General features: G+C 70.5%; 20 protein-coding genes. 6 read left to right on the top strand and 14 right to left on the bottom strand.

Annotation, left to right across the window (positions count from 1 at the left end):
• Window positions 1–90 precede the first annotated feature (90 nt).
• Window positions 91–1,320, top strand: coding sequence for a glycoside hydrolase family 64 protein (locus tag OG446_RS27660; protein WP_328896565.1), 1,230 nt, complete (start codon window positions 91–93; stop codon window positions 1,318–1,320).
• A gap of 85 nt (window positions 1,321–1,405) precedes the next feature.
• On the opposite strand, the gene OG446_RS27655 is transcribed toward OG446_RS27660, so the two are convergent.
• Window positions 1,406–2,392, bottom strand: a complete 987-nt coding sequence (locus OG446_RS27655) for an alpha/beta hydrolase (protein ID WP_328896564.1) — start codon at window positions 2,390–2,392, stop codon at window positions 1,406–1,408.
• A 144-nt stretch (window positions 2,393–2,536) separates the two neighbouring features.
• On the opposite strand from OG446_RS27655, the gene OG446_RS27650 reads away from it, so the two are divergent.
• Complete coding sequence (locus OG446_RS27650; protein ID WP_328896563.1) at window positions 2,537–3,157, top strand: helix-turn-helix domain-containing protein; 621 nt, start codon at window positions 2,537–2,539, stop codon at window positions 3,155–3,157.
• A gap of 42 nt (window positions 3,158–3,199) precedes the next feature.
• Here OG446_RS27650 and OG446_RS27645 read toward each other — a convergent pair whose 3' ends face one another.
• Entirely contained in the window at window positions 3,200–3,721 is a 522-nt protein-coding gene (locus tag OG446_RS27645; protein ID WP_328896562.1) for a hypothetical protein, read from the bottom strand.
• A gap of 248 nt (window positions 3,722–3,969) precedes the next feature.
• Between OG446_RS27645 and OG446_RS27640 the strand changes: the two genes are divergently transcribed.
• Window positions 3,970–4,584: a YceI family protein gene (locus OG446_RS27640; protein WP_328896561.1), complete on the top strand. Its 615-nt coding sequence runs from the start codon at window positions 3,970–3,972 to the stop codon at window positions 4,582–4,584.
• 550 nt (window positions 4,585–5,134) lie between these two features.
• Here OG446_RS27640 and OG446_RS27635 read toward each other — a convergent pair.
• The 6 genes from OG446_RS27635 to OG446_RS27610 form a co-directional block, all read right to left on the bottom strand.
• Window positions 5,135–5,632: a diadenosine tetraphosphate hydrolase gene (locus OG446_RS27635; RefSeq protein WP_328896560.1), complete on the bottom strand. Its 498-nt coding sequence runs from the start codon at window positions 5,630–5,632 to the stop codon at window positions 5,135–5,137.
• A 323-nt stretch (window positions 5,633–5,955) separates the two neighbouring features.
• Window positions 5,956–6,513, bottom strand: coding sequence for a DinB family protein (locus OG446_RS27630; protein WP_328896559.1), 558 nt, complete (start codon window positions 6,511–6,513; stop codon window positions 5,956–5,958).
• 178 nt (window positions 6,514–6,691) lie between these two features.
• Window positions 6,692–8,017: a M20 metallopeptidase family protein gene (locus tag OG446_RS27625; RefSeq protein WP_328896558.1), complete on the bottom strand. Its 1,326-nt coding sequence runs from the start codon at window positions 8,015–8,017 to the stop codon at window positions 6,692–6,694.
• A gap of 127 nt (window positions 8,018–8,144) precedes the next feature.
• Window positions 8,145–8,801, bottom strand: a complete 657-nt coding sequence (locus OG446_RS27620) for an SAM-dependent methyltransferase (protein WP_328896557.1) — start codon at window positions 8,799–8,801, stop codon at window positions 8,145–8,147.
• Window positions 8,798–9,844 carry an NAD(P)/FAD-dependent oxidoreductase gene (locus OG446_RS27615; RefSeq protein WP_328896556.1) on the bottom strand — a complete coding sequence of 349 codons (1,047 nt, stop codon included), beginning with the start codon at window positions 9,842–9,844 and terminating at the stop codon, window positions 8,798–8,800. Before OG446_RS27615 ends, OG446_RS27620 begins: the two co-directional genes overlap by 4 nt.
• 15 nt (window positions 9,845–9,859) lie before the next feature.
• A complete protein-coding gene (locus OG446_RS27610; RefSeq protein ID WP_328896555.1) occupies window positions 9,860–10,318 on the bottom strand; it encodes an ATP-binding protein in 459 nt (152 codons plus the stop codon).
• A 111-nt stretch (window positions 10,319–10,429) separates the two neighbouring features.
• Between OG446_RS27610 and OG446_RS27605 the strand changes: the two genes are divergently transcribed.
• The 3 genes from OG446_RS27605 (at window position 10,430) to OG446_RS27595 (ending at window position 12,547) form a co-directional block, all read left to right on the top strand.
• A complete protein-coding gene (locus OG446_RS27605) occupies window positions 10,430–11,251 on the top strand; it encodes a helix-turn-helix domain-containing protein (RefSeq protein WP_328896554.1) in 822 nt (273 codons plus the stop codon).
• Window positions 11,248–11,499: a DUF397 domain-containing protein gene (locus OG446_RS27600; RefSeq protein ID WP_328896553.1), complete on the top strand. Its 252-nt coding sequence runs from the start codon at window positions 11,248–11,250 to the stop codon at window positions 11,497–11,499. Before OG446_RS27605 ends, OG446_RS27600 begins: the two co-directional genes overlap by 4 nt.
• A 118-nt stretch (window positions 11,500–11,617) precedes the next feature.
• On the top strand, window positions 11,618–12,547 hold the full coding sequence (locus OG446_RS27595; RefSeq protein ID WP_328896552.1) for a hypothetical protein: 930 nt from the start codon (window positions 11,618–11,620) through the stop codon (window positions 12,545–12,547).
• A gap of 16 nt (window positions 12,548–12,563) precedes the next feature.
• Here OG446_RS27595 and OG446_RS27590 read toward each other — a convergent pair whose 3' ends face one another.
• The 6 genes from OG446_RS27590 to OG446_RS27565 form a co-directional block, all read right to left on the bottom strand.
• The gene (locus OG446_RS27590; protein WP_328896551.1) at window positions 12,564–13,700 is read right to left on the bottom strand and encodes a glycoside hydrolase family 3 N-terminal domain-containing protein; all 1,137 of its coding nucleotides are present in this window, start codon (window positions 13,698–13,700) and stop codon (window positions 12,564–12,566) included.
• A gap of 150 nt (window positions 13,701–13,850) precedes the next feature.
• The gene (locus OG446_RS27585; RefSeq protein WP_328896550.1) at window positions 13,851–14,732 is read right to left on the bottom strand and encodes a GH25 family lysozyme; all 882 of its coding nucleotides are present in this window, start codon (window positions 14,730–14,732) and stop codon (window positions 13,851–13,853) included.
• A gap of 216 nt (window positions 14,733–14,948) precedes the next feature.
• Window positions 14,949–15,617, bottom strand: coding sequence for a class I SAM-dependent methyltransferase (locus OG446_RS27580; protein WP_328896549.1), 669 nt, complete (start codon window positions 15,615–15,617; stop codon window positions 14,949–14,951).
• A 104-nt stretch (window positions 15,618–15,721) separates the two neighbouring features.
• Window positions 15,722–16,747 carry an ABC transporter permease gene (locus tag OG446_RS27575; RefSeq protein WP_328896548.1) on the bottom strand — a complete coding sequence of 342 codons (1,026 nt, stop codon included), beginning with the start codon at window positions 16,745–16,747 and terminating at the stop codon, window positions 15,722–15,724.
• Window positions 16,744–17,631: an ABC transporter ATP-binding protein gene (locus OG446_RS27570; RefSeq protein ID WP_328896547.1), complete on the bottom strand. Its 888-nt coding sequence runs from the start codon at window positions 17,629–17,631 to the stop codon at window positions 16,744–16,746. Before OG446_RS27570 ends, OG446_RS27575 begins: the two co-directional genes overlap by 4 nt.
• Window positions 17,628–18,017, bottom strand: coding sequence for a GntR family transcriptional regulator (locus OG446_RS27565; protein WP_326657688.1), 390 nt, complete (start codon window positions 18,015–18,017; stop codon window positions 17,628–17,630). The genes OG446_RS27570 and OG446_RS27565 overlap by 4 nt, the downstream gene beginning before the upstream one ends.
• Window positions 18,018–18,137 lie beyond the last annotated feature (120 nt).

Genomic DNA, 18,137 nt, shown 5'->3' with positions numbered 1-18,137 from the left:
GCGAGAGTGGTGCGCACCGCGGACGCCTCCGTTCCACCTCCCCCGCACGACCACCCCGTCCGCGGCCCCCCACACACCCGGAGTCGCCCCATGATTTCGCGCAGAATGTTCCTCTCCGGCGGCGTCGCCGCCTCCGCCACCGCGCTCACCTACCCCCTCTGGGGCAGCGCGCTGAGCCCGGACGCGTCCGCGTCCGCCGCGACCTGCGAACTGGCCCTGGAGAACCGCTCGCTGCCCGGCCGGGTGAACGCCTACGTCACCGGTCACGAGCAGGGCACCGACCGCTGGGTGCTGCTGCGGCCCGACGGCAGCGTCTACCGCCCCGACTCCCCCGCCGCGCCGCAGACCCCGCTCCCGGTCGACTGCGCCATCCCGCTGAACGCGGCGGGCGGTGCCCCGGTCGTCCTGACGCTTCCGCAGATGTACGGCGCCCGGGTCTACTTCGTCCGCGACGACACCCTGGACTTCTACCTCAACCCGGGCCCCGCCCTGGTCGAGCCGGCCTTCGCCACGTCCACGGACGCGAACTACGGGCGCACCTGGTCGTTCTGCGAGTTCACGTTCAACCCGCAGCAGCTGTACGCGAACATCAGCTACGTCGACCTGGTGACGGCGCTGCCCATCGGCCTGACGCTGGAGGGCGACGCCACCCACACGGTGGCCCCGCTTCCCGACGGTGCCGTACAGAAGATCGCCGACGGCCTCACCGCGCAGGCCGCCGCAGACGGTCAGCCGTGGGACCAGCTGGTGACGCGCGGCTCGGACGGCAGCGTGCTGCGGGTCATCTCGCCGCAGAACCTGATGGCCCCGTTCTTCGACCGGCCGGACCAGATGCCGTTCCGCGACCTGTTCACCGCGCAGATCGACGAGGTCTGGGAGAAGTACCGCTCGACCGATCTGCGGATCGGCCTCCAGGGCGGACGCGGTGTCTTCACCGGGCGGGTCAGCGGCGACACCCTGACCTTCAACGGCGGCCACACCTTCACCAAGCCCGTGTCCAAGGACATCTTCACCTGCAACCACGGGCCGTTCACCAACAACCCGGCGGACTCCGACGACAAGAAGGGCCTGCTGGCCCGGCTGGCGGCGGGCTTCAACCGCTCGATCATGCTCAGCCACCCCGACCAGCCCAACGGGACCACGGTGGCCGACTACTACCAGGGCGCGGTGACCAACCACTGGTCGCGCATCGTCCACGCCAACAGCCCGATCGGCTACGCCTTCCCGTACGACGACGTGCGCCCCGACGGCGAGCCCGACGTCTCGGGCGCCGCCAACGACGGCAACCCGAGGCGCTTCACGGTGACCGTGGGGTCCTGAGCCCTCCCCCATGTCCGTGGCCCCCGTCCCGGCGGACGGGGGCCACAGGCCTGGACACGGCGCTCCCCCGTCCCGGCCCGGCCGGTCACGCGAGCTGCCCGAGCCAGCCGGTCAGCAGACGGTTGACCTCGTCGGGGCGCTCCTGCTGGATCCAATGGCCGCAGCCGTCCAGCAGGTGGGAGGCGGTCAGGGCCGGGAGGGTCGCGGGAAAGGCGTCGATGGCATCGGCCATCCACGTCGTGGAGGCATCCGCCGCACCACCGATGAAGAGGGACGGCTGCCTGATCGGGGCCCCCTCGTACCGGGCGAGGTCCTCCCAGTCGCGGTCCATGTTGCGGTAGCGGTTGAGGGCCCCGGTCATCCCGGTGCGCTCGAACTCCCCTGCGTAGACGTCGAGATCGTCCTCGGTCAGCCATGCGGGCAGCACGCCGGCCGGGAAGCGGTCGCGAAGACGGCCGCCTTCGCGGGCCACGAAGTGCGGATCGGGCTCGCCCGCAGCGGGCATGGTGTCGGCGGACAGGGCCGCGTAGAAGCCCGCGAGCCAGCCGCGGACGTCGGGTTCCATCTCCGCCTCCGCGCGCCCGGGCTCCTGGAAGTAGGAGACGTAGAACTCCTGCCCGGGGCCGCCGATGCGACCGAAGACATCGGTGGGGCGGGGGCCGCCGGGCGGCGCGTAGGGGACGCTCAGCAGGGCGACGGCGCGGAAGACCTCCGGGTGGAGCAGGGCGGAGGTGGCCGCGATGTTGGAGCCCCAGTCGTGGCCGACGACCACGGCGCTCTCCTCCCCGAGGGCGCGCACGACGGCGACGTTGTCCTCCACCAGGTCGAGCATCCGGTAGGCGTCGGCCGCGGCCGGCCTGGAGGAGCGGCCGTAGCCACGCACATCGAGCGCCACCGCCCGGTACCCGGCTGCGGCGAGCGCCGGGAGCTGGCGCCGCCAGGAGTACCAGGACTCGGGGAAGCCGTGGACGAGGAGGACCAGCGGGCCGGTCCCCTGCTCGACCAGGTGGAGGCGCCCGGCCGGCGCTTCGACGGTGCGGTGGCGAAGGCCTGCGGACAGCTCGGGCTGCATGGGGTTCTCCTCGGTTCACGGGCGGACGCGGCTACCCGTCGATCATGCGACGCCGCGGCCACCGGATGCGAGAAGCCTTGCCAGGCTGGCAAACTTGCAGCAGGGAGCGGTGGACGTGGCGCGACCGGAAGGAGCGGGGCGGGTATGACGGACGGCGGGTCGACGGACGACGGGACAGCCGCCGCGACAGCGGCCATGGGCCCCCGGCTGCGGGCCGCGCGCGAACACCGCGGCGCCACGCTCACCGGCGTCAGCCGCGCGACCGGCATCTCCCTCAGCACGCTGTCGCGCGTCGAGACGGGCCGGCGCAGGCCGACGCTGGAGGTGCTTCTGCGGCTGGCGAAGGAGTACGGCGTCCCGCTGGACGAACTGGCCGGCAACGCCCCGGAGTCCGGGCCCCGCATCTCCACCTCGCAGCGCTTCGGCGACGACAAGGCGGTGCTGCCGCTGACCCCGTACGTAGGGGGCCTGCACGCGCACAAGCACGTCCTGCCGCCCGTCGAGGAGCCGCCCGGGCGGCCGCGGCAGATCACCCACGACGGCTACGAGTGGCTGTGCGTCCTGTACGGGCGGCTCTGGCTGGCACTCGGCGAGCAGGACCTGATCCTGGCCGCCGGGGACGTCGCCGAGTTCGACACCCGTACCGCCCACGGGGTCGCGAACGCCGGACCCGGCGGGCCGGTCGAGTACCTGGTCATGTTCGGGCCGCAGGGCGAGCGCCTGCGGCAACGCACCCCGTCGGCCCCCGGCCGCGGGTCCCGGTAGCCCGGCGGCCGGGCCCGCGGGGCTCCGGGCAGGTGGCGCGGGTCAGCAGCCGCCGCAGTTGTAGTACGTGACGTCCCAGTGGTTGCCCTCGTCCGCGTAGATGTTGCCGGAGCCGGACTTGTACTGGGGCGCGCCGTCACCGCGCACGCCTATGTAACTGAACACGCCGTGCACGTAGTTGGTGAGACAGGTGGTCTTGCCGAAGTCGAGCTTGTAGCCGTTCCAGTGCGAGTACGTGCCACTGGCGTGCCCGGTCTCGGTGCCGCCGGTGATGTTGAGCGCGCATCCCGTGGCGCTCTTGAGGGTCTGAGCGCCCTGGGCGGTCGCCAGGTTGAGCTGGTCGAACGAGGTGCAGGTGGAGACGTTGCGGTTGGAGCAGCCGCCGGAGGACGACCACGTGATGCCGGACGAGCTGAACCGGGCGGTCGCCTGGCTGTGGGTGAGCTTGGTGACGGCGTAGGCGTCCGTCGTACCGGCGACGACACCGATTCCGGGGGCGAAGAGGACGCCGAGCACGAGGGCGAGGGCGGTCAGGACGGGGCGCAGCGTCATACGGGACACCATGAGGAACTCCTCCTGTGCATGACAATGAGACAGGGAGGATACTGCCCGAGTTCTACGCGCGTCCGCCAGAGGGCCTGCGGTGACGTTCACGTGAAATCGCGCCCGCCCCGAACCCCTCGCCGCACCTCCTCACGTAACAGTCGGCGCCGTAGATGTTGAACTTTGAACAAGATAGGTCTACAGTGAATCTCGTTGAAGGTTAAACAACCACTTCGAGCCCCGCTCGATCACGTCCCCGAGGAGGAGCCATGGCTCTGTTCAACCGCAAGAACAACGACGCCCCCGCCGCCACCACCGCCGTCGACCCGGCCCTGGCCGCCCTCACCGGCGACTACGCGATCGACCCGGCCCACAGCAGCATCGGCTTCACCGTCCGTCACGCGATGGTCACCAACGTGCGCGGCTCCTTCGGCGAGCACGAGGGCAGTCTGAAGCTGGACGGCAGTGACCCGGCCAACTCCACCGCCTCGATCGACGTCAAGATCGCCAGCGTGGACACCGGCATCGCCGACCGCGACGGCCACCTGGTCAGCGGCGACTTCTTCGACGCCGAGAAGTTCCCCCTCATGACGTTCCGCTCGACCGCTGCCGAGCAGCTGGGCGGCGACAAGTACCGCGTCACCGGCGACCTCACCATCAAGGACGTCACCCGCCCGCTCGCCATCGACCTGGAGTTCAACGGCTCCGCGACGGACGTCTACGGCAACGAGCGCGTCGGCTTCGAGGGCAGCGCGGACATCCTGCGCTCCGACTGGGGCCTCACGTGGAACGCCGCGCTGGAGACCGGTGGCGTCATGGTCAGCGACAAGGTCAAGCTGAACTTCGACATCTCCGCGATCAAGGCCGCCGCTCCGCAGGCCTGATCCCCCGGGGACACCCGCACCGAGCGCGCCCGCCTTCCGCCCCTCCCGGGGAGGACGGCGGGCGCTCGGCGTTCCCGCCCGTCACGGCCGCTGCGCCCTGCTCGCCCCTTCACGAATCCCGAGTCGAGAGTGATGTGGGCGCTCCTGTCGCCACGAGGCCGCCCCGGCCGCATCCGCCGCACGCACATCGCTCTCAACTCGCCTGCAGACTTCGCTCGGGCAGCGTGCGCTCGTCCGAAGCGGTGACAGGACGTGGGGCAGGGCGCTCAACGTCATACCGACGCTCCAACCCGGTCGCGCCAGGGGCATGAGGACGGTCAGCGGACAGGTGACCAGTGTCGCGAGCCGGACGACCCGGCCCTGCCACACCTGCCTGGAGACCGTGGTCGCCCATCGCGCACGTCGGCCACCGCGAGGTACGGAGCCTCTCGGGGCATGGCCGGATCCTCCGGGTGTCCTGCGCTGCGGCAGCTGGTCGTTCGCATGGGTGCACCCACGTTGCTGCGGAAAGCTACTGCACCGGGGGAAAGCTGCTGAAGCAGAACCACGCTCAGCGCTCGGGCGCCCACGGGGGCACATCGGACAGGCGGTCGAGTTCGCCGGCGATCGCTTCCCTCAGCACGTCATGCTGCGGACCGAGTCTGAACTGCTCGTCACTCCAACGATCACGCGGATACAGCCACACCGGAGACCTCACCGCATGGGCCGGCTCCCACTCGAACCGCGGCCACACATGCGCATGCAGGAACGGGTCCGTGTTACCCAGGATCTCCAGGTTCACCCGTCGGAATGCAGGATCCAGCCGTCGGCAGGCCTGCTCAACCGCTTCACCGAGCTGCTCCATGTCGGTCAGGAACGACAACCGCTTCGCCTTCGGCAGGTCGGACAGCCGCTGTACATCCGGTTGGTCCACGAGAAGAACCGAATACCCCGGCAGAAACTGAACGTCCCCGATCACCGCAAACCCTGACGTCAACCGACGCAGGACGGTGGGGTTCTCACCCCTCAGAGCAGCCCCAATCCGGTCCGTCCGCCATTCCTCAGTCATGGCCGGAACCTACATGCCGGTGGTCAAGGGCCGGGCAAGCGGCGAGAGGAGCCGTCCCGGCCGTTCTCAAACGCCGTCACTCTTCAGTACTCCCGTGAACTGAGCGGCACCACCATCCTGACCAACAGCGCGTTCCCGGCTATGTGGCCACCGGCGCCAAGGCGTTCAGCGGTGCGCAACCCCCTGAACAGGGCGCCGCGATCACCATCCGGACCGCGGCTCTGCCCCACGACGGCCCCACGGGGCAGCTGTCCGACGACCACGGCGTCGTGCCGTGGTCGTCTTCTGGGGTGTTCCCGCCCGACATGACCTGGGGCCGGCGTTCAGCCCATGCTCTTGGCGCCGTCGATCGCCTCCCGGATGATGTCGGCGTGGCCGGCGTGCTGAGCGGTCTCGGTCATGATGTGCATCAGCACCCGGCGGGCCGACCAGTGCGCGTCGCCCTCGAACCACGGGGCCTTGGGCAGCGGCTGGGTGGCGTTCAGGTCAGGGAGGTTGGCGATCAGGTCGTCGGTACGGCGGGCCGCCTCCGCGTAGTCGGCCAGCACGCCGGCCAGCGTCTCGCCGGGCAGCATGCGGAAATCGTCGGCCCGGCTCGCCCAGTCGGCCTCGGTCATCGCGGTGAAGTCCGGCATGGCCGACGGGCCGTCCACGATGAAGTTCGCCCAACTCCGCTCGCCTGCGGTGACGTGCTTGATGAGCCCGCCCAGACACAGCTCGCTCACCGTGGTGCGCAGTCCGGCCTGCTCGTCGGTGAGGTCCCGGGTCGTGAAGCGGAGGAAGTGCCGGTGCTTGTCCAGCATCTCCAGCAGGTCGGAGCGCTCGGCGCTGAGGGCCGGGGCCGGGGCCGTGTCGGGGGTTTTCGTCGCGCTGGTGGTCATGATCACTGCCTTCTGTCGCCGTTCCCGTTTCGCCGTCAAGGAACACGTTAGAAGCCGTATAGGTCAGTTCCCGACCTGAATGCGCCGCGCTCCGGGCGGAGTTGCCGGCCCGGCGGGTGGTGCCGGTGACCGGGCCGGGGCTCTCAGCCGGAGATCCCGCCGGGGACAGGCCACCGCCTCAGCCGGAGATCTTCCCGGACAGGTGATCGACCGCGATGTTCGCGTGGAGCCGGACCCCCGTGACCAGGACCGAGTCATCCGCGTAGAACGCCGGGTTGTGGTTGAACACCGCCCCGCGCCCGCCCGGCACCGGCCGGGGCTGCCCGTCGACGAACTCCAGGTCCTGGCAGCCCAGCACCACGTACAGGCCGCCGTACTTGTTCACGAACACCGATACGTCGTCGTAGCCCAGCGTGGCCGGGGTTTTCATGGTCATGTCCGGACCCGCCACCCGCTCGATCGTCGGCAGCGCCGCCTCGACCCAGGCGGGGTCGTTGTGGACAGCGGGCACGTCCTGGAGGAACTCCGCCGTCGCGGTACAGCCGTACGCCTGGGCCAGGTGCTCGGCGGTGCGCCGCACAAGCCCCTGCACCCGTTCCATGTCGGACTCGGCCGCACAGCGGATCGTGCCGAGCAGGGTCACCCGCTCCCCGATGATGTTGAACCGGCCGACGTCCTGGACGTGTCCGATGCTGACGGTGATCGGATCGAAGGCGCTGATCTGCCGGTACAGCTGCCCGGTCGCGGTGATGATCTCCGCCGCGGGCGGCATCGGGTCCACCCCCTCCCAGGGGGTCGAACCGTGGACCTGCTTGCCCGAGACCACGATCTTGATCACACAGGAGGCGCCGAACGGATTGCCCGTCCGGTAGCCGACGCAGTTTGTCGGCAGCGGCGCCACGTGCATGCCGTAGACCATGGTCGGCCGGGGGTCCGCCAAGGCCCCCTCGTCGTCCATCTGCTGGGCGCCGCCCTTCTCCACCGTGCCGTCGGAGCCGACCGGCGGCCCCTCCTCGGCGGGCTGGAACACCAGCAGGACCGTTCCCGCGAGCCGGTCGCGCAGCTGCGCCAGGACGGAGGCGGCGCCCAGCAGCATCGCGGTGTGGCAGTCGTGGCCGCACGCGTGCGCAACGGGGAACGGCCCGCCCGGGTAGTCCTCGTCCACCACGGTGGAGGCGAAGTCGACCCCCGAGGTCTCCTTGACCGGGAGGGCGTCGAAGTCCGCCCGCAGCGCGATCACCCGGTCACCTGGGAGACCGCCCCTGAGGACCCCCACCACCCCGTGCCCGGCGATCCCGGTCCGCACCTCGTCCAGTCCCAGGGCCCCGAGGCGGTCGATGATGAACCGGGCGGTGTTCTCCTCCCGGTTGGACAGCTCCGGGTGCTGGTGCAGGTGATGGCGCCAGCCGATCACGTCCTGCTCGACGCCCGCGGCCAGTTCGTCGATCCTGCCGTACAAGCCGTCCGCGTCGACGCCGCCGTGCTGCTGGGCTGTTCCGCTCATCACGCATCCCTCCGACCGCTTCCATCAGTCGGAAAGACCTCCCCGGTGCGCGACGACAGCTACCGTCACGCACCGGAGAACGACCCGAATGGTTGCCGCGCCCGGGACCGGCCGGCTCACCCCCGCATCAACGCCGACGCACCTTCAACGCGTTGTCCGTACGCGTGGTCGGGTTCCCGTCCGGGTCGTTCTGGATGCGCTCGTGCTCCACGCTGACCAGCACCTCCCACTCCCCGTCGGGGAGTTCGAGGGAGGCGAGCACCTCGTCCGTGGTCGGGAGCTCCATGTCGGCGTGGTTGTGCTCCCAGGACGGGAAGCCGGCGTGCCCGACGATCAGGAGCACGCCGCCGGGGGCGACCGCCGCCGCTGCCCGGCGCAGGATCTGCTCGCGCGGCAGGTCGCCCATGGAGTGCAGGAACTGGGCGGACACCAGGTCGTACTCCCCCTCGGGGAAGGAGACCCCGAGGTCGTGGAACTGCCAGTCGATACGGTCCGCGACCCCCGCCTCTGCCGCGTGCTCGGCGGCCCGGCCCAGGGCGACGCGCGAGATGTCGGTGGCGGTGACCTGCCAGCCCCAGCGGGCGAGCCACACCGCGTCGGCCCCTTCGCCGCACCCGAGGTCCAGGGCGCGGCCCGGGGTCAGGCCCTCCACCTCCCGGACGAGGGCGGTGTTGGGGTTGCCGCTCCAGATCCGGTTGCTCTCGCGGTAGCGCTCGTCCCAGAGTTCCGCGTCGGAGGTGTCCGGGGCGCCCGAGGTGCCCGAGGCGGTGCTGTCGGTGGTCATCGTGTCGTCTCCTGCAGTCCGTGCCGGCGGTTTCCGAGGGTCTTCTCGCAGACCTGGCGCTCGGCCTCCGCCGAGAAGGGGGCGCGGCGGGTCTCGACCGCGCGGCGGGTGTCGTCGGCGACGAGGTCGGCGTTGATGGCGGCGCCTGCCTTCAGCCCGGCCGCAGCGGCAGCGATGACCTGGTCCATCAGACTGGCGACGTTACCGGCCACCCACACACCGGGCACCTCCGTCGCCCCGGTCGGGTCGGCCGCGATGTACGTGCCGAGGGTGTGCCCGGCCATCTCCAGCGGTGTGGTGCGCAGCCCGAGCCCGTCGAGCACCCCGGAGCGCGCCGTGAACCGCGGCTGGACCACGACGGCCCCGCGCGGAACGACCCGGCCGCCGGCCAGCCGTACCCCGGTGAGGCGGTCGTCGCTCACCTCAAGACCGGTCACCTCTCCGTCCACCACGGAGACGCCCCGCGCGGCCAGCTGCTCGTACTCCTCGTCGCTCGGCTCGGGCCCGTTGTGCAGGAAGAGGGTGACGTCGGCGCTCCACTGCCTCCAGAGCAGCGCCTGGTGCACGGCCATCGGCGTCAGCGCCACGATGCCGATCGCCGCGTCCCGGACCTCCCAGCCGTGGCAGTACGGGCAGTGCAGGACGTCCTGCCCCCAGCGCTCGGCGAGGCCGGGGATCGGCGGCAGCTCGTCGACGAGCCCGGTGGTGACGAGGAGGCGACGCGTGGTGACGGCGGTTCCGTCCCCCCGCACGACGCGGAACCCGGCCCCGCCCGGCAGCTGCTCCGCCGCCGTGACCTCACCCTCGACGATCTCCGCCCCGTACTGGGCCGCTTCCTTACGGCCGATGGCCACCAGCTCCGAGGGCGGGGTGCCCTCGCGGCCGAGGTAGTTGTGCACGTGGGACGCGGGTGCGTTGCGCGGGCTGCCCGCGTCGATCACCAGCACCGAACGCCGGGCCCGGGACAGGGCCAGCGCCCCGCTCAGGCCGGCGGCCCCACCGCCGATGACCACCACGTCGTACGTCTGCGTCATGTCGCTCATGCGAAACACCTCCATCTACGGAAGATGGTGCGCGCCCGGCTCCGATCCGGCAAACATCCTTGCCGAAGCGGCAAACTCGCACCAGACGACCTTGCCGGGACTCCGCTCCCCCACGCCCCACGCGTCGGCGAGCGCCGAGACGAGCAGCAGCCCTCGCCCGCCTTCGGCGTCGGGCCCGGGGCGATGCGCGGCGGGGACCTCGCCGTCGCCGCTGTCGTGCATCTCGACACGGAGCCTGCCGCCTCCACCTCGCTCCCAGTAGAGATGGATACGGAACCCACGCCCCGGCGGTACCCCGTGCACGAGGGCGTTGGTGGCGAGCTCGCTCACGCAGAGCAGCACGTCGCCGGCATCCACCCCGCACGCCCAGTCGACCAGCGCCTCGCGCGCGAACCTGCGTACGAGCGGGATCGACCTGCGCTCACGACGGTAGAAGGCCTCGCGGAAGTAAGGGAGTTGAGTCGTCTCATTCATGAAGCGAAGGTCACACACGGTCACTGACATTGATCAGTGCGTCAGGTCGCACAGCGGGGCTGTACGGCTCCTGACGGGTCATCCGGTGACCGTGACGGGGAGAGGCACATCATGCAGTCGGCCAAGAGGAACAAGCGCCTCACGTCCTGGCACGTGATCGGCGCCCAGCTCGCCACCTTCCGCAAGGCAGCCGGCCTGACCCAGGCCGCGCTCGCGGAGCGGTGCTGCGTGGGCGAGGACTCGATCGCGTCGATCGAGCAGGAGCGGCGGCCTCTTCAGGCGGACTTCGCGCGCCGGCTGGATGAGTCGCTGGACACGAAGGGGGTGCTGGAGGTCGCGGTGGCGAAGGTGCCGCAGAAGGAGAGGTTCCCGGCGTTCGTGCAGGACTTCGTGGAGTACGAGCAGGAGGCGGTGACGCTGCTCTCGTACCAGAACCAGGTGGTGCCAGGGCTGCTCCAGACGGAGGCGTACGCGCGGTTCGTCTTCTCCTGCCTCTACCCGCCGATCGAGGAGGACGAGCAGGAGGAGTGGGTTGCCGCGCGCCTGGACCGGCAACGGCTCCTTACGCGTAGGCCACGCGCCATGCTCCACTTCGTGCTGGAGGAGAGCATTCTGCGCAGCGAGATCGGGGACCCCGACGTCTTGCGCGAGCAGATCAGGCATCTACGCGAGTGCGCGGAACTACCCTTCATCGGCTTTCAGATCATGCCGATGAAGCTTCCCAAGCACGCAGGGCTCGCAGGCCCGATGGTGTTGTTGGAGACCCCGGATCACGACCATCTCGGGTACGTCGAAGGGCAGTTGACCAATATCCTTCACGATGATCCGGACGACGTCAGTGTGCTCCAACTGAAATATGGGATGCTGCGTTCGCAGGCGCTTTCCGTCGAAAGAAGCGTGCGCCTGCTGGACGACCTGCTTGGAGAGACATGACGCGCGCACCACATCGCACCGGCCTCAGCTGGTTCAAGTCCAGCTACAGCAGCGACCAGGGCGGCGACTGCCTCGAAGTCGCCTACGACTGGCACAAGTCGAGCCACAGCGCCAGCGAGGGCGGTAACTGCGTAGAGGTCGCGGCCCACCCCGCCGCCGTGCACATCCGCGACTCCAACGTCACCGACGGTCCCGTCCTCACCGTCCCCCCGCACGCCTGGTCCGCGTTCCTCGACGCGACGGTCTAGGGGCGCGGCGGCGGGGCCCGCAGGGTGCTTGACCCTCACACCGCGTCAAGGTCTGCACTGGTCACCGGGCGTTCGCCAACAGCCCGGCCCGCTTCCTGACCGAGAAGACTGGACACCAGTGACGCACTACATCGGCTCCGGCCCCTACTGCTACGCCAACTCCCTCGCCATGGTTCTCGGCGCGTCAGCGCCGTCCCCGGCCGTCATCGAAGTGCTGACCGGTTCGCCGTTCGGCTTCGAGTTGCTCGGTGGCACGTTGCCGCTGTTCGACCCCTACGGCTGGGACCCGGATCACGGTCTGGACGCGGCCATCGCCCTGCTCGGCGCGCGCTGTACACGTACCGCGGGTGGTACGGCCGAGGAGGCCGGGGAGCGGCTCCATGAGGCCGTCGCCCGAGGGCCCGTGCTCGTCGGCCCCGTCGACATGGGGCTGCTGCTCCACCAGCCGGGGACACCCACCGACAACGGTGGCGACCACTTCGTGGCCGTTCTGGAGGTCGACGGCGGCACGGTGGTCTTCCACGATCCGCACGGCCATCCCTACTCGACGCTGCCGCTCGCGGACTTCGTCACCGCGTGGGAGGCGAAGGCGGTCGGCTATGTCGATGCCCCGTACGTGATGCGGGCGGGCTTCGTCCAGGAACGGAAGGTCCCGGCCGAGGACGCCCTGCGGGCGTCGCTGCCCGCCGCCGAGCGGTGGCTGGCGGGCCGGCAGGACCGGACAGTGCCGCCGGGCACGCTCGGGGGCGCCGACGGGGTGGAGGCACTGGCCGCCCTCGTGGAGGGAGGGCTCGACGCGGGGATGCGCGGCTTCCTGGCGCACTTCGCGATCCGGGTCGGTGCCCGCAGGCTCTCCGATGCCGCGCACTGCCTGGACGGGCTGGGGCTCCCCGAAGCGGGCTCCATCGCGGCCGGGCAGGCCCGCCTGGTCGGCAGCCTCCAGCACCCTGTGGTCACGGGCGACGACCAGGCAGCGGCGGACACACTGCGGCGCCTCGCTCCGACCTACGAGCGGTTGCGGACCGCGCTGGCGTCCCGCCTCGGCTGAGCCGGACGGCCCCTCGTCACAGCCCGGCGCGGAGAGCGGCGACGCGCGCGGCGGCGGCGTCGAAGGCCGCACCGTCGAGCCCGCCGGACGTCAGGGCGTCGCTCAGGGCGGACACCGCCTCGTCCCCCTGGGAGACGTTGCGCGACGAGCAGAGCAACAGGTCCATGCCCGCGGACGCGGCCGTGACGGCGCGCTGCGACGTGCTGCCGAAGGACTGGAGAGCACCGGCCTCCAGGGCGTCGGTGATCGTGACGCCGGTGTAGCCGAGGCGGTTGCGCAGTTCGCCGACGACGGTCGGGGACAGACCGGCGGGGCGGGTGGAATCCAGGGCGGTGTAGGTCGCCCAGGACAGCATGACGAGCTTGGTTCCGGCCGCGATGGCGTCCCGGTACGGCGCCTCGTCCACGCTGCGCAGGGTGGCCGCTGACGTGGTGATGGTGACGGGGCGCAGGTCCGTGTTCTGGCTCGCGGTCGCGGGGCCGAGGCCGGGGAAGTGCTTGGCGGTGGCGGCGACCCCGACGCCCTGCTGGGCGGTGATGAAGGTCGAACCACAACTGGCCACGGCTGCCGCGGACTTGCTGTACGAGCGCTCGTACTGGTCGGTGAAGTCGCCGTCCCGGCGGTAGACGTCGAGAACAGGGGCGAGGTTGACGTTCATGCCGATGCCCGCGAGGTTCATGCCCGCGCCGCTGCCGGTGAAGTCGGCCCACTGGTGCGGGTCGGCGGAGGCGCCGACGTCCTTGGCCGACATGACGGGCTCACCGGGCAGCCGGCGGACCATGCCGCCTTCCTGGTCGGTCATCAGGAGCAGCGGGGCCTGCACGGGGGACGAGGCGTGCGCCGCGTTCATCGACTGGATGACGCCCTCGATCTGGGTCAGGTTCTGGATGTTCTCCCCGAAGAAGATCACACCGGCCGTGCGGCCTTCCCTGATGGCGCTCATCAGGGACGAGGGGGGCGTGAGGCCGGGGTAGGAGTGGATGACGCACTGCCCGGCGCGCTGCTGGGGGGACAGCGCGGCGACGCGGGAGCGTGAGCTCCCGGGCCTCCGTACGGCCGCTTCGGAAGCGGTCGCCGGTCCCAGCCCCGCGGCCAGGGCGGCGGTTCCGGCGATCAGCGCGGCGCGCCTGCTGAGGGGTGGGGTCGAGCGCATGACGTACTCCTTCGCGAACGGTCGTGGAGCCGGGCTGAATCCCGGGGCACGGGTGCGTGGGGGCCGGAGCAGGCGGGGAGGGCCGCTCCGGCCCCCGTGCTCACCCCGAGGTCACGCCCGGGACGGGGCAACGTGTTCCGGCGTCCACCGTCACGGTGTGTTGTTGGCCAGGGCCAGCAGGCGGGAGCGGTCACCGCCGAAGCGGTCGCGGTCGACGTTGCCGGAGACTCCGCTCACCGAGCCGGTGGAGGAGTACTGCCAGACCGTCCAGTACGGGAAGCCCGACGGAATGCTGGGGCTGCCGGCGGAGGTCCAGTGGGCGACCCACAGCGGGCTGAGGGCGGACATGCCGCTCCAGCCGCCGGTGCATGTGTTCCACCAGCTCGGGCTGGTGTAGATCACGACGTCGCGGCCCGTACGGGCCTTGTACTTGTTGTAGAAGTCGAGGACCCACTGACGCATGCCGGCCTGGGAGTAGCCGTAGCAGGTGCCCTCGATGTCCAGCACGCCGGGCAGCGTGAGGTTGTCGCGGGACCAGGCTCCGCCGTTGCTCGCGAAGAAGTCCGCCTGGGCGGCGCCGCCGGAGACGTCGGGCCGCGCGTAGTGGTACGCGCCCCGGATCACGCCCGCGTTGTAGGCGTTGACGTAGTTGGCACTGAACGTCGCGTCCTTGTACGTCAGGCCCTCGGTCGCCTTCATCCAGGAGAACTCGATGCCCGCGCCCCGGACCGAGCTCCAGTTGATGCCGCCCTGCCATTTGGAGACGTCGATGCCCTCCGGGTTCGCCTTGAGGTTGGCGTCAGCCGGGGCCCCGAGGTGCAGTTGCCGGGTGTCGGGCTTGAAGGCCTCGCCATCCTGGAGATAGCCGACGCCCATGTATCCCTGGCCCAACGGCACGGGGTTGTCCGGCACGGGGGTTGCCGACGCGGTGCCGGACATCAGGCCTAACAGCAGCGCGGCGCTCGTGCCGATGACACCGGCCACGGTGAGTCTCTTCTCGGTGGACCGGGGGGAAGCGGTGCGGGGGAACATGGCGGCCTCCTGCTTGTGGGGGAATGCGCGATCGGCGATGTTCTACGCGCGTCATCTTGTCGCGAACACGTCATAGTCAGCCACAGGGATGGGCCTTGGGTAAATAGTTTTCCTCCTCGTTAGTGGTCTACACCACTCGCCGCTCTGTTGAGCTGTACAAACGGCCTGGGCGGGACGGAAGTTTCCCGGACTGACGGGTCCGCCGGGAGGCCCTCCTCAGCGCCCACGCGTGGCGGCGAGGTAGATCCGGCGGGCCGGGATCTCGTCGTCGTACGCCTCGCGGACCGTACAGTCGTCGATACGGAAGCCCGCCTCCCCGGCCGCCGCGCGGAGCTCGTACTCCGCGAACTCGGCCCAGTACACCCGCAGATCACTGCCGAGCGGATCGTCGATGACGCCGTCGCACGTCCCCTCCTTGGCCACGATCAGCAACTGACCGCCGGGGCGGAGCGCCGCCGCCCATGAGGCGAGGGTCGCGGCCAGTTCCCCCTTCGACTGGTCGTGGAGGGAGTAGTACGAGACCAGCCCGTCCAGCCGCTCTCCCGCGATGTCCCGCTGGTCCATGACCGCGAACCGGCAACCGGGCCGCTCCCGACTCGCGAGTGCGACGCAGCGCGGCGCCAGGTCGATGCCGAGCACATCGAGGCCGTGGGTGGCCAGGAGTTCCGTGACGTGGCCGCAGGGGCCGCAGCCGACGTCGTACACCCGGCCGCCCTCGGTGACTCGCCCGGCGAACGCGTCGAGAACCTCGCGGTCGAAGGGCTTGCCGTCCAACTCATCGCGGAAGAGGCGGAGATAGTGGTCGGCGCGGGCGTCCCAGGTGCGTACGACATCGGCGGCGGAAGGGAGAACGGGCGCGGGAGAAGGTATCGGCGTGTCCGGCATGGCCCCCAACGTAGGGCGTGAGCGGGGCCGGAGGAAAAGGGGCGCGAATGGCCCCGCACGGAACCGGGAGGCTCGTGGGGCCGGGCCCGCCCCTCGACGGCCGCTCAGTCCAGACGCCGGCGCAGCCACCAGGCGCTGAACCCGGCAAGGATGCCCGCGAGCGCGACGAAGATCCCCGTTTCGGCCCACTGGAAGGTCCAGTAGCGGTCCCCGGGCTGATATTCCACCGCCACATGGAAGTCCGACGTCGCGAAGCAGCGCATCGGATCGGTCTCCCGCGCGGCGCAGCCTGCGCTGCCGCGCATCTCCTCGCCTGCGGAGTTCAGTACGGGTCCCAGGCCGGACAGGACCCAGGCCCCGGGCCTGGACAGGCCCACCTTCACCTGGGCGTTCTCCCCGTCGCCCGACAGCAGGATGTCGGTGGCGCTCCACGCGACGCCCTCCGCCGGCCTGCCCTCCTGCGCCGCCATGCCGAGGCCGGCGAGTGCCACCTCCGCCCGCACCGGCTCCATGAGCAGCGGCCGGATGGCGTACGGCATGAGGATCTGGACCGCGACGAAGAGGCCGAGGGTGACCGCCATCGCGGGAACCGTCCGGCGGATCAGCAGGCCGGCGCAGACTCCGACGGTGAAGGCGAAGGCGGCGTAGCCGAGTGGTGCGATGCCCCGGCCGTCGAACAGCAGCGGATCGAAACGGTTGCTGGTGATCTCGTCGAGCGGGCGGGCCCACCAGGTCACCATGAGGCTGAGCAGACCGGTGACGGCGACGGACGACAGGCCCACGGCCGTGAGTTTCACGGCGAGCCAGCGGCTGCGGCTGATGCTCTGGTTCCAGATCAGCCGGTGGGTGCCCGTCTCCAGCTCCCGGGCGATGAGCGGGGCACCCCAGAAGATCCCTATGACACCCGGCACGGCGATGAGCAGTCCCGTGACGAGGGCGGCCAGCGTCTCGTACTCGTGGACGAACGCGTTCTTGGCCGCTTCGCAGGTGGTGGAGCAGCCGGCCACATCACCGTTGTACGAGGTCCGCATCTGCGCCCCCGTGATCACGAGGGCGATCCCGACAGCGGCCAGCGCCGCCAGGGCCACGAGGGTCTGGACGCGGTACTGGCGCCAGGTCAGCCAGATCATCGCTGTGCCTCCGGGGTCTTCGTAGCGGCGGTTCTGCCTTCGGCCATGTAAGTGAGGACCAGGTCCTCCAGATCGAGGGGTTCCAGCACCCAGGCGGGGTCGTGGAGGGCGGTCTCGGCTCGCACCAGGAAGGTGCTCTGGCGCTCGGTGTGGGTGGCCTGGAGCACCCGCATCTCCTTCGGGAGGCTCTCCACGTCACGGCGGGCCGTGGTCAGCCGGAAGTGGGTGGAGACCAGGTCGTCCACGTCTCCGGCGAGCTGGACCCGGGAGGCGACCAGGGAGATCAGATGGTCGCAGACCCGCTCCAGGTCGGAGACCAGGTGCGAGGAGAGGATGACGGTGGTGCCGTGCTCGGCGACGTGCTCCATGAGCCCCTGGAGGAACTCGCGGCGGGCCAGCGGGTCGAGGGCGGCAACGGGTTCGTCGAGAATCAGCAGTTCCGGGCGCTTGGCGACGGCGAGCGTCAGGGCGACCTGGGCCCGCTGACCTCCGGAGAGCCTGCCGACCCGCTGGGCGGGGTCGAGACCGAGGTCCCGGATCCTGCCCTCCGCCAGACCCTTGTCCCAGGTGGGGTTGAGGCGGGCGCCCAGGTGCAGATGGTCGGCGATGGACAGCCCGGTGTACGTGGGGGTGTCCTGGGCGACGAAGCCGACCTTGGCCAGTTGGGCCGCGTCGGCGGCGGGGCGTCCGCCGACGACTTCGATGGTGCCCGAGGTCGGGGTGATCAGCCCGCAGGCGAGTTGCAGGAGCGTCGACTTCCCTGCCCCGTTGGGCCCGACCAGGCCGACCACCCGGCCGGCGGGCACGCTGAGCGTGCAGTCCGAGAGTGCCTGGCGGCGGCCGTATCGCTTGCCCAGGCCGATGGCTTCCAGAATGGCGGTCATTGCTCCTCTTCGGTGGCCGTACGGAACGTGCTCAGGAACAGGGCCTCGATGCTTTCCTCGTCCAGTCCGGCGGCCCGGGCCCGCGTCAGCCATCCGCGCAACTCCTGCCGCAGGGGCTCGTGCTGGGACAGCGAGGCGTCGCTGAGGGTGCTCGACACGAAGGTGCCGACGCCGGGCTTCTTGGTCACCAGGCCCTCGTACTCGAGTTCCCGGTACGCCTTGAGGACGGTGTTCGGGTTGATCGCCACCTTCGCCGCGACGTCCTTGACCGTGGGCAGGCGATCCCCCTCGAACAACAGCCCCAGGCGCATGGCCTGTCGGACCTGGTGAACCAGTTGCAGGTACGGCGCGACGCCGGACCGGGCATCGAGGTGGAACTCGATCACCGTCGCCTCTATTCATCTAGGGTTCTAGCACTATAGGACTCTGGCGGTATGTCACGTCAAGGGCCGCCGCAGGGCAGGCGAACACGATGCGGTCTCCCACTCGATCGAGTGGACGTGTCC

This window comes from Streptomyces sp. NBC_00236 (assembly GCF_036195045.1).
Classification (GTDB): domain Bacteria; phylum Actinomycetota; class Actinomycetes; order Streptomycetales; family Streptomycetaceae; genus Streptomyces.
The sequence above is the reverse complement of the archived record's forward strand: the minus strand, read 5'-3'. Positions and strand labels throughout refer to the sequence as shown.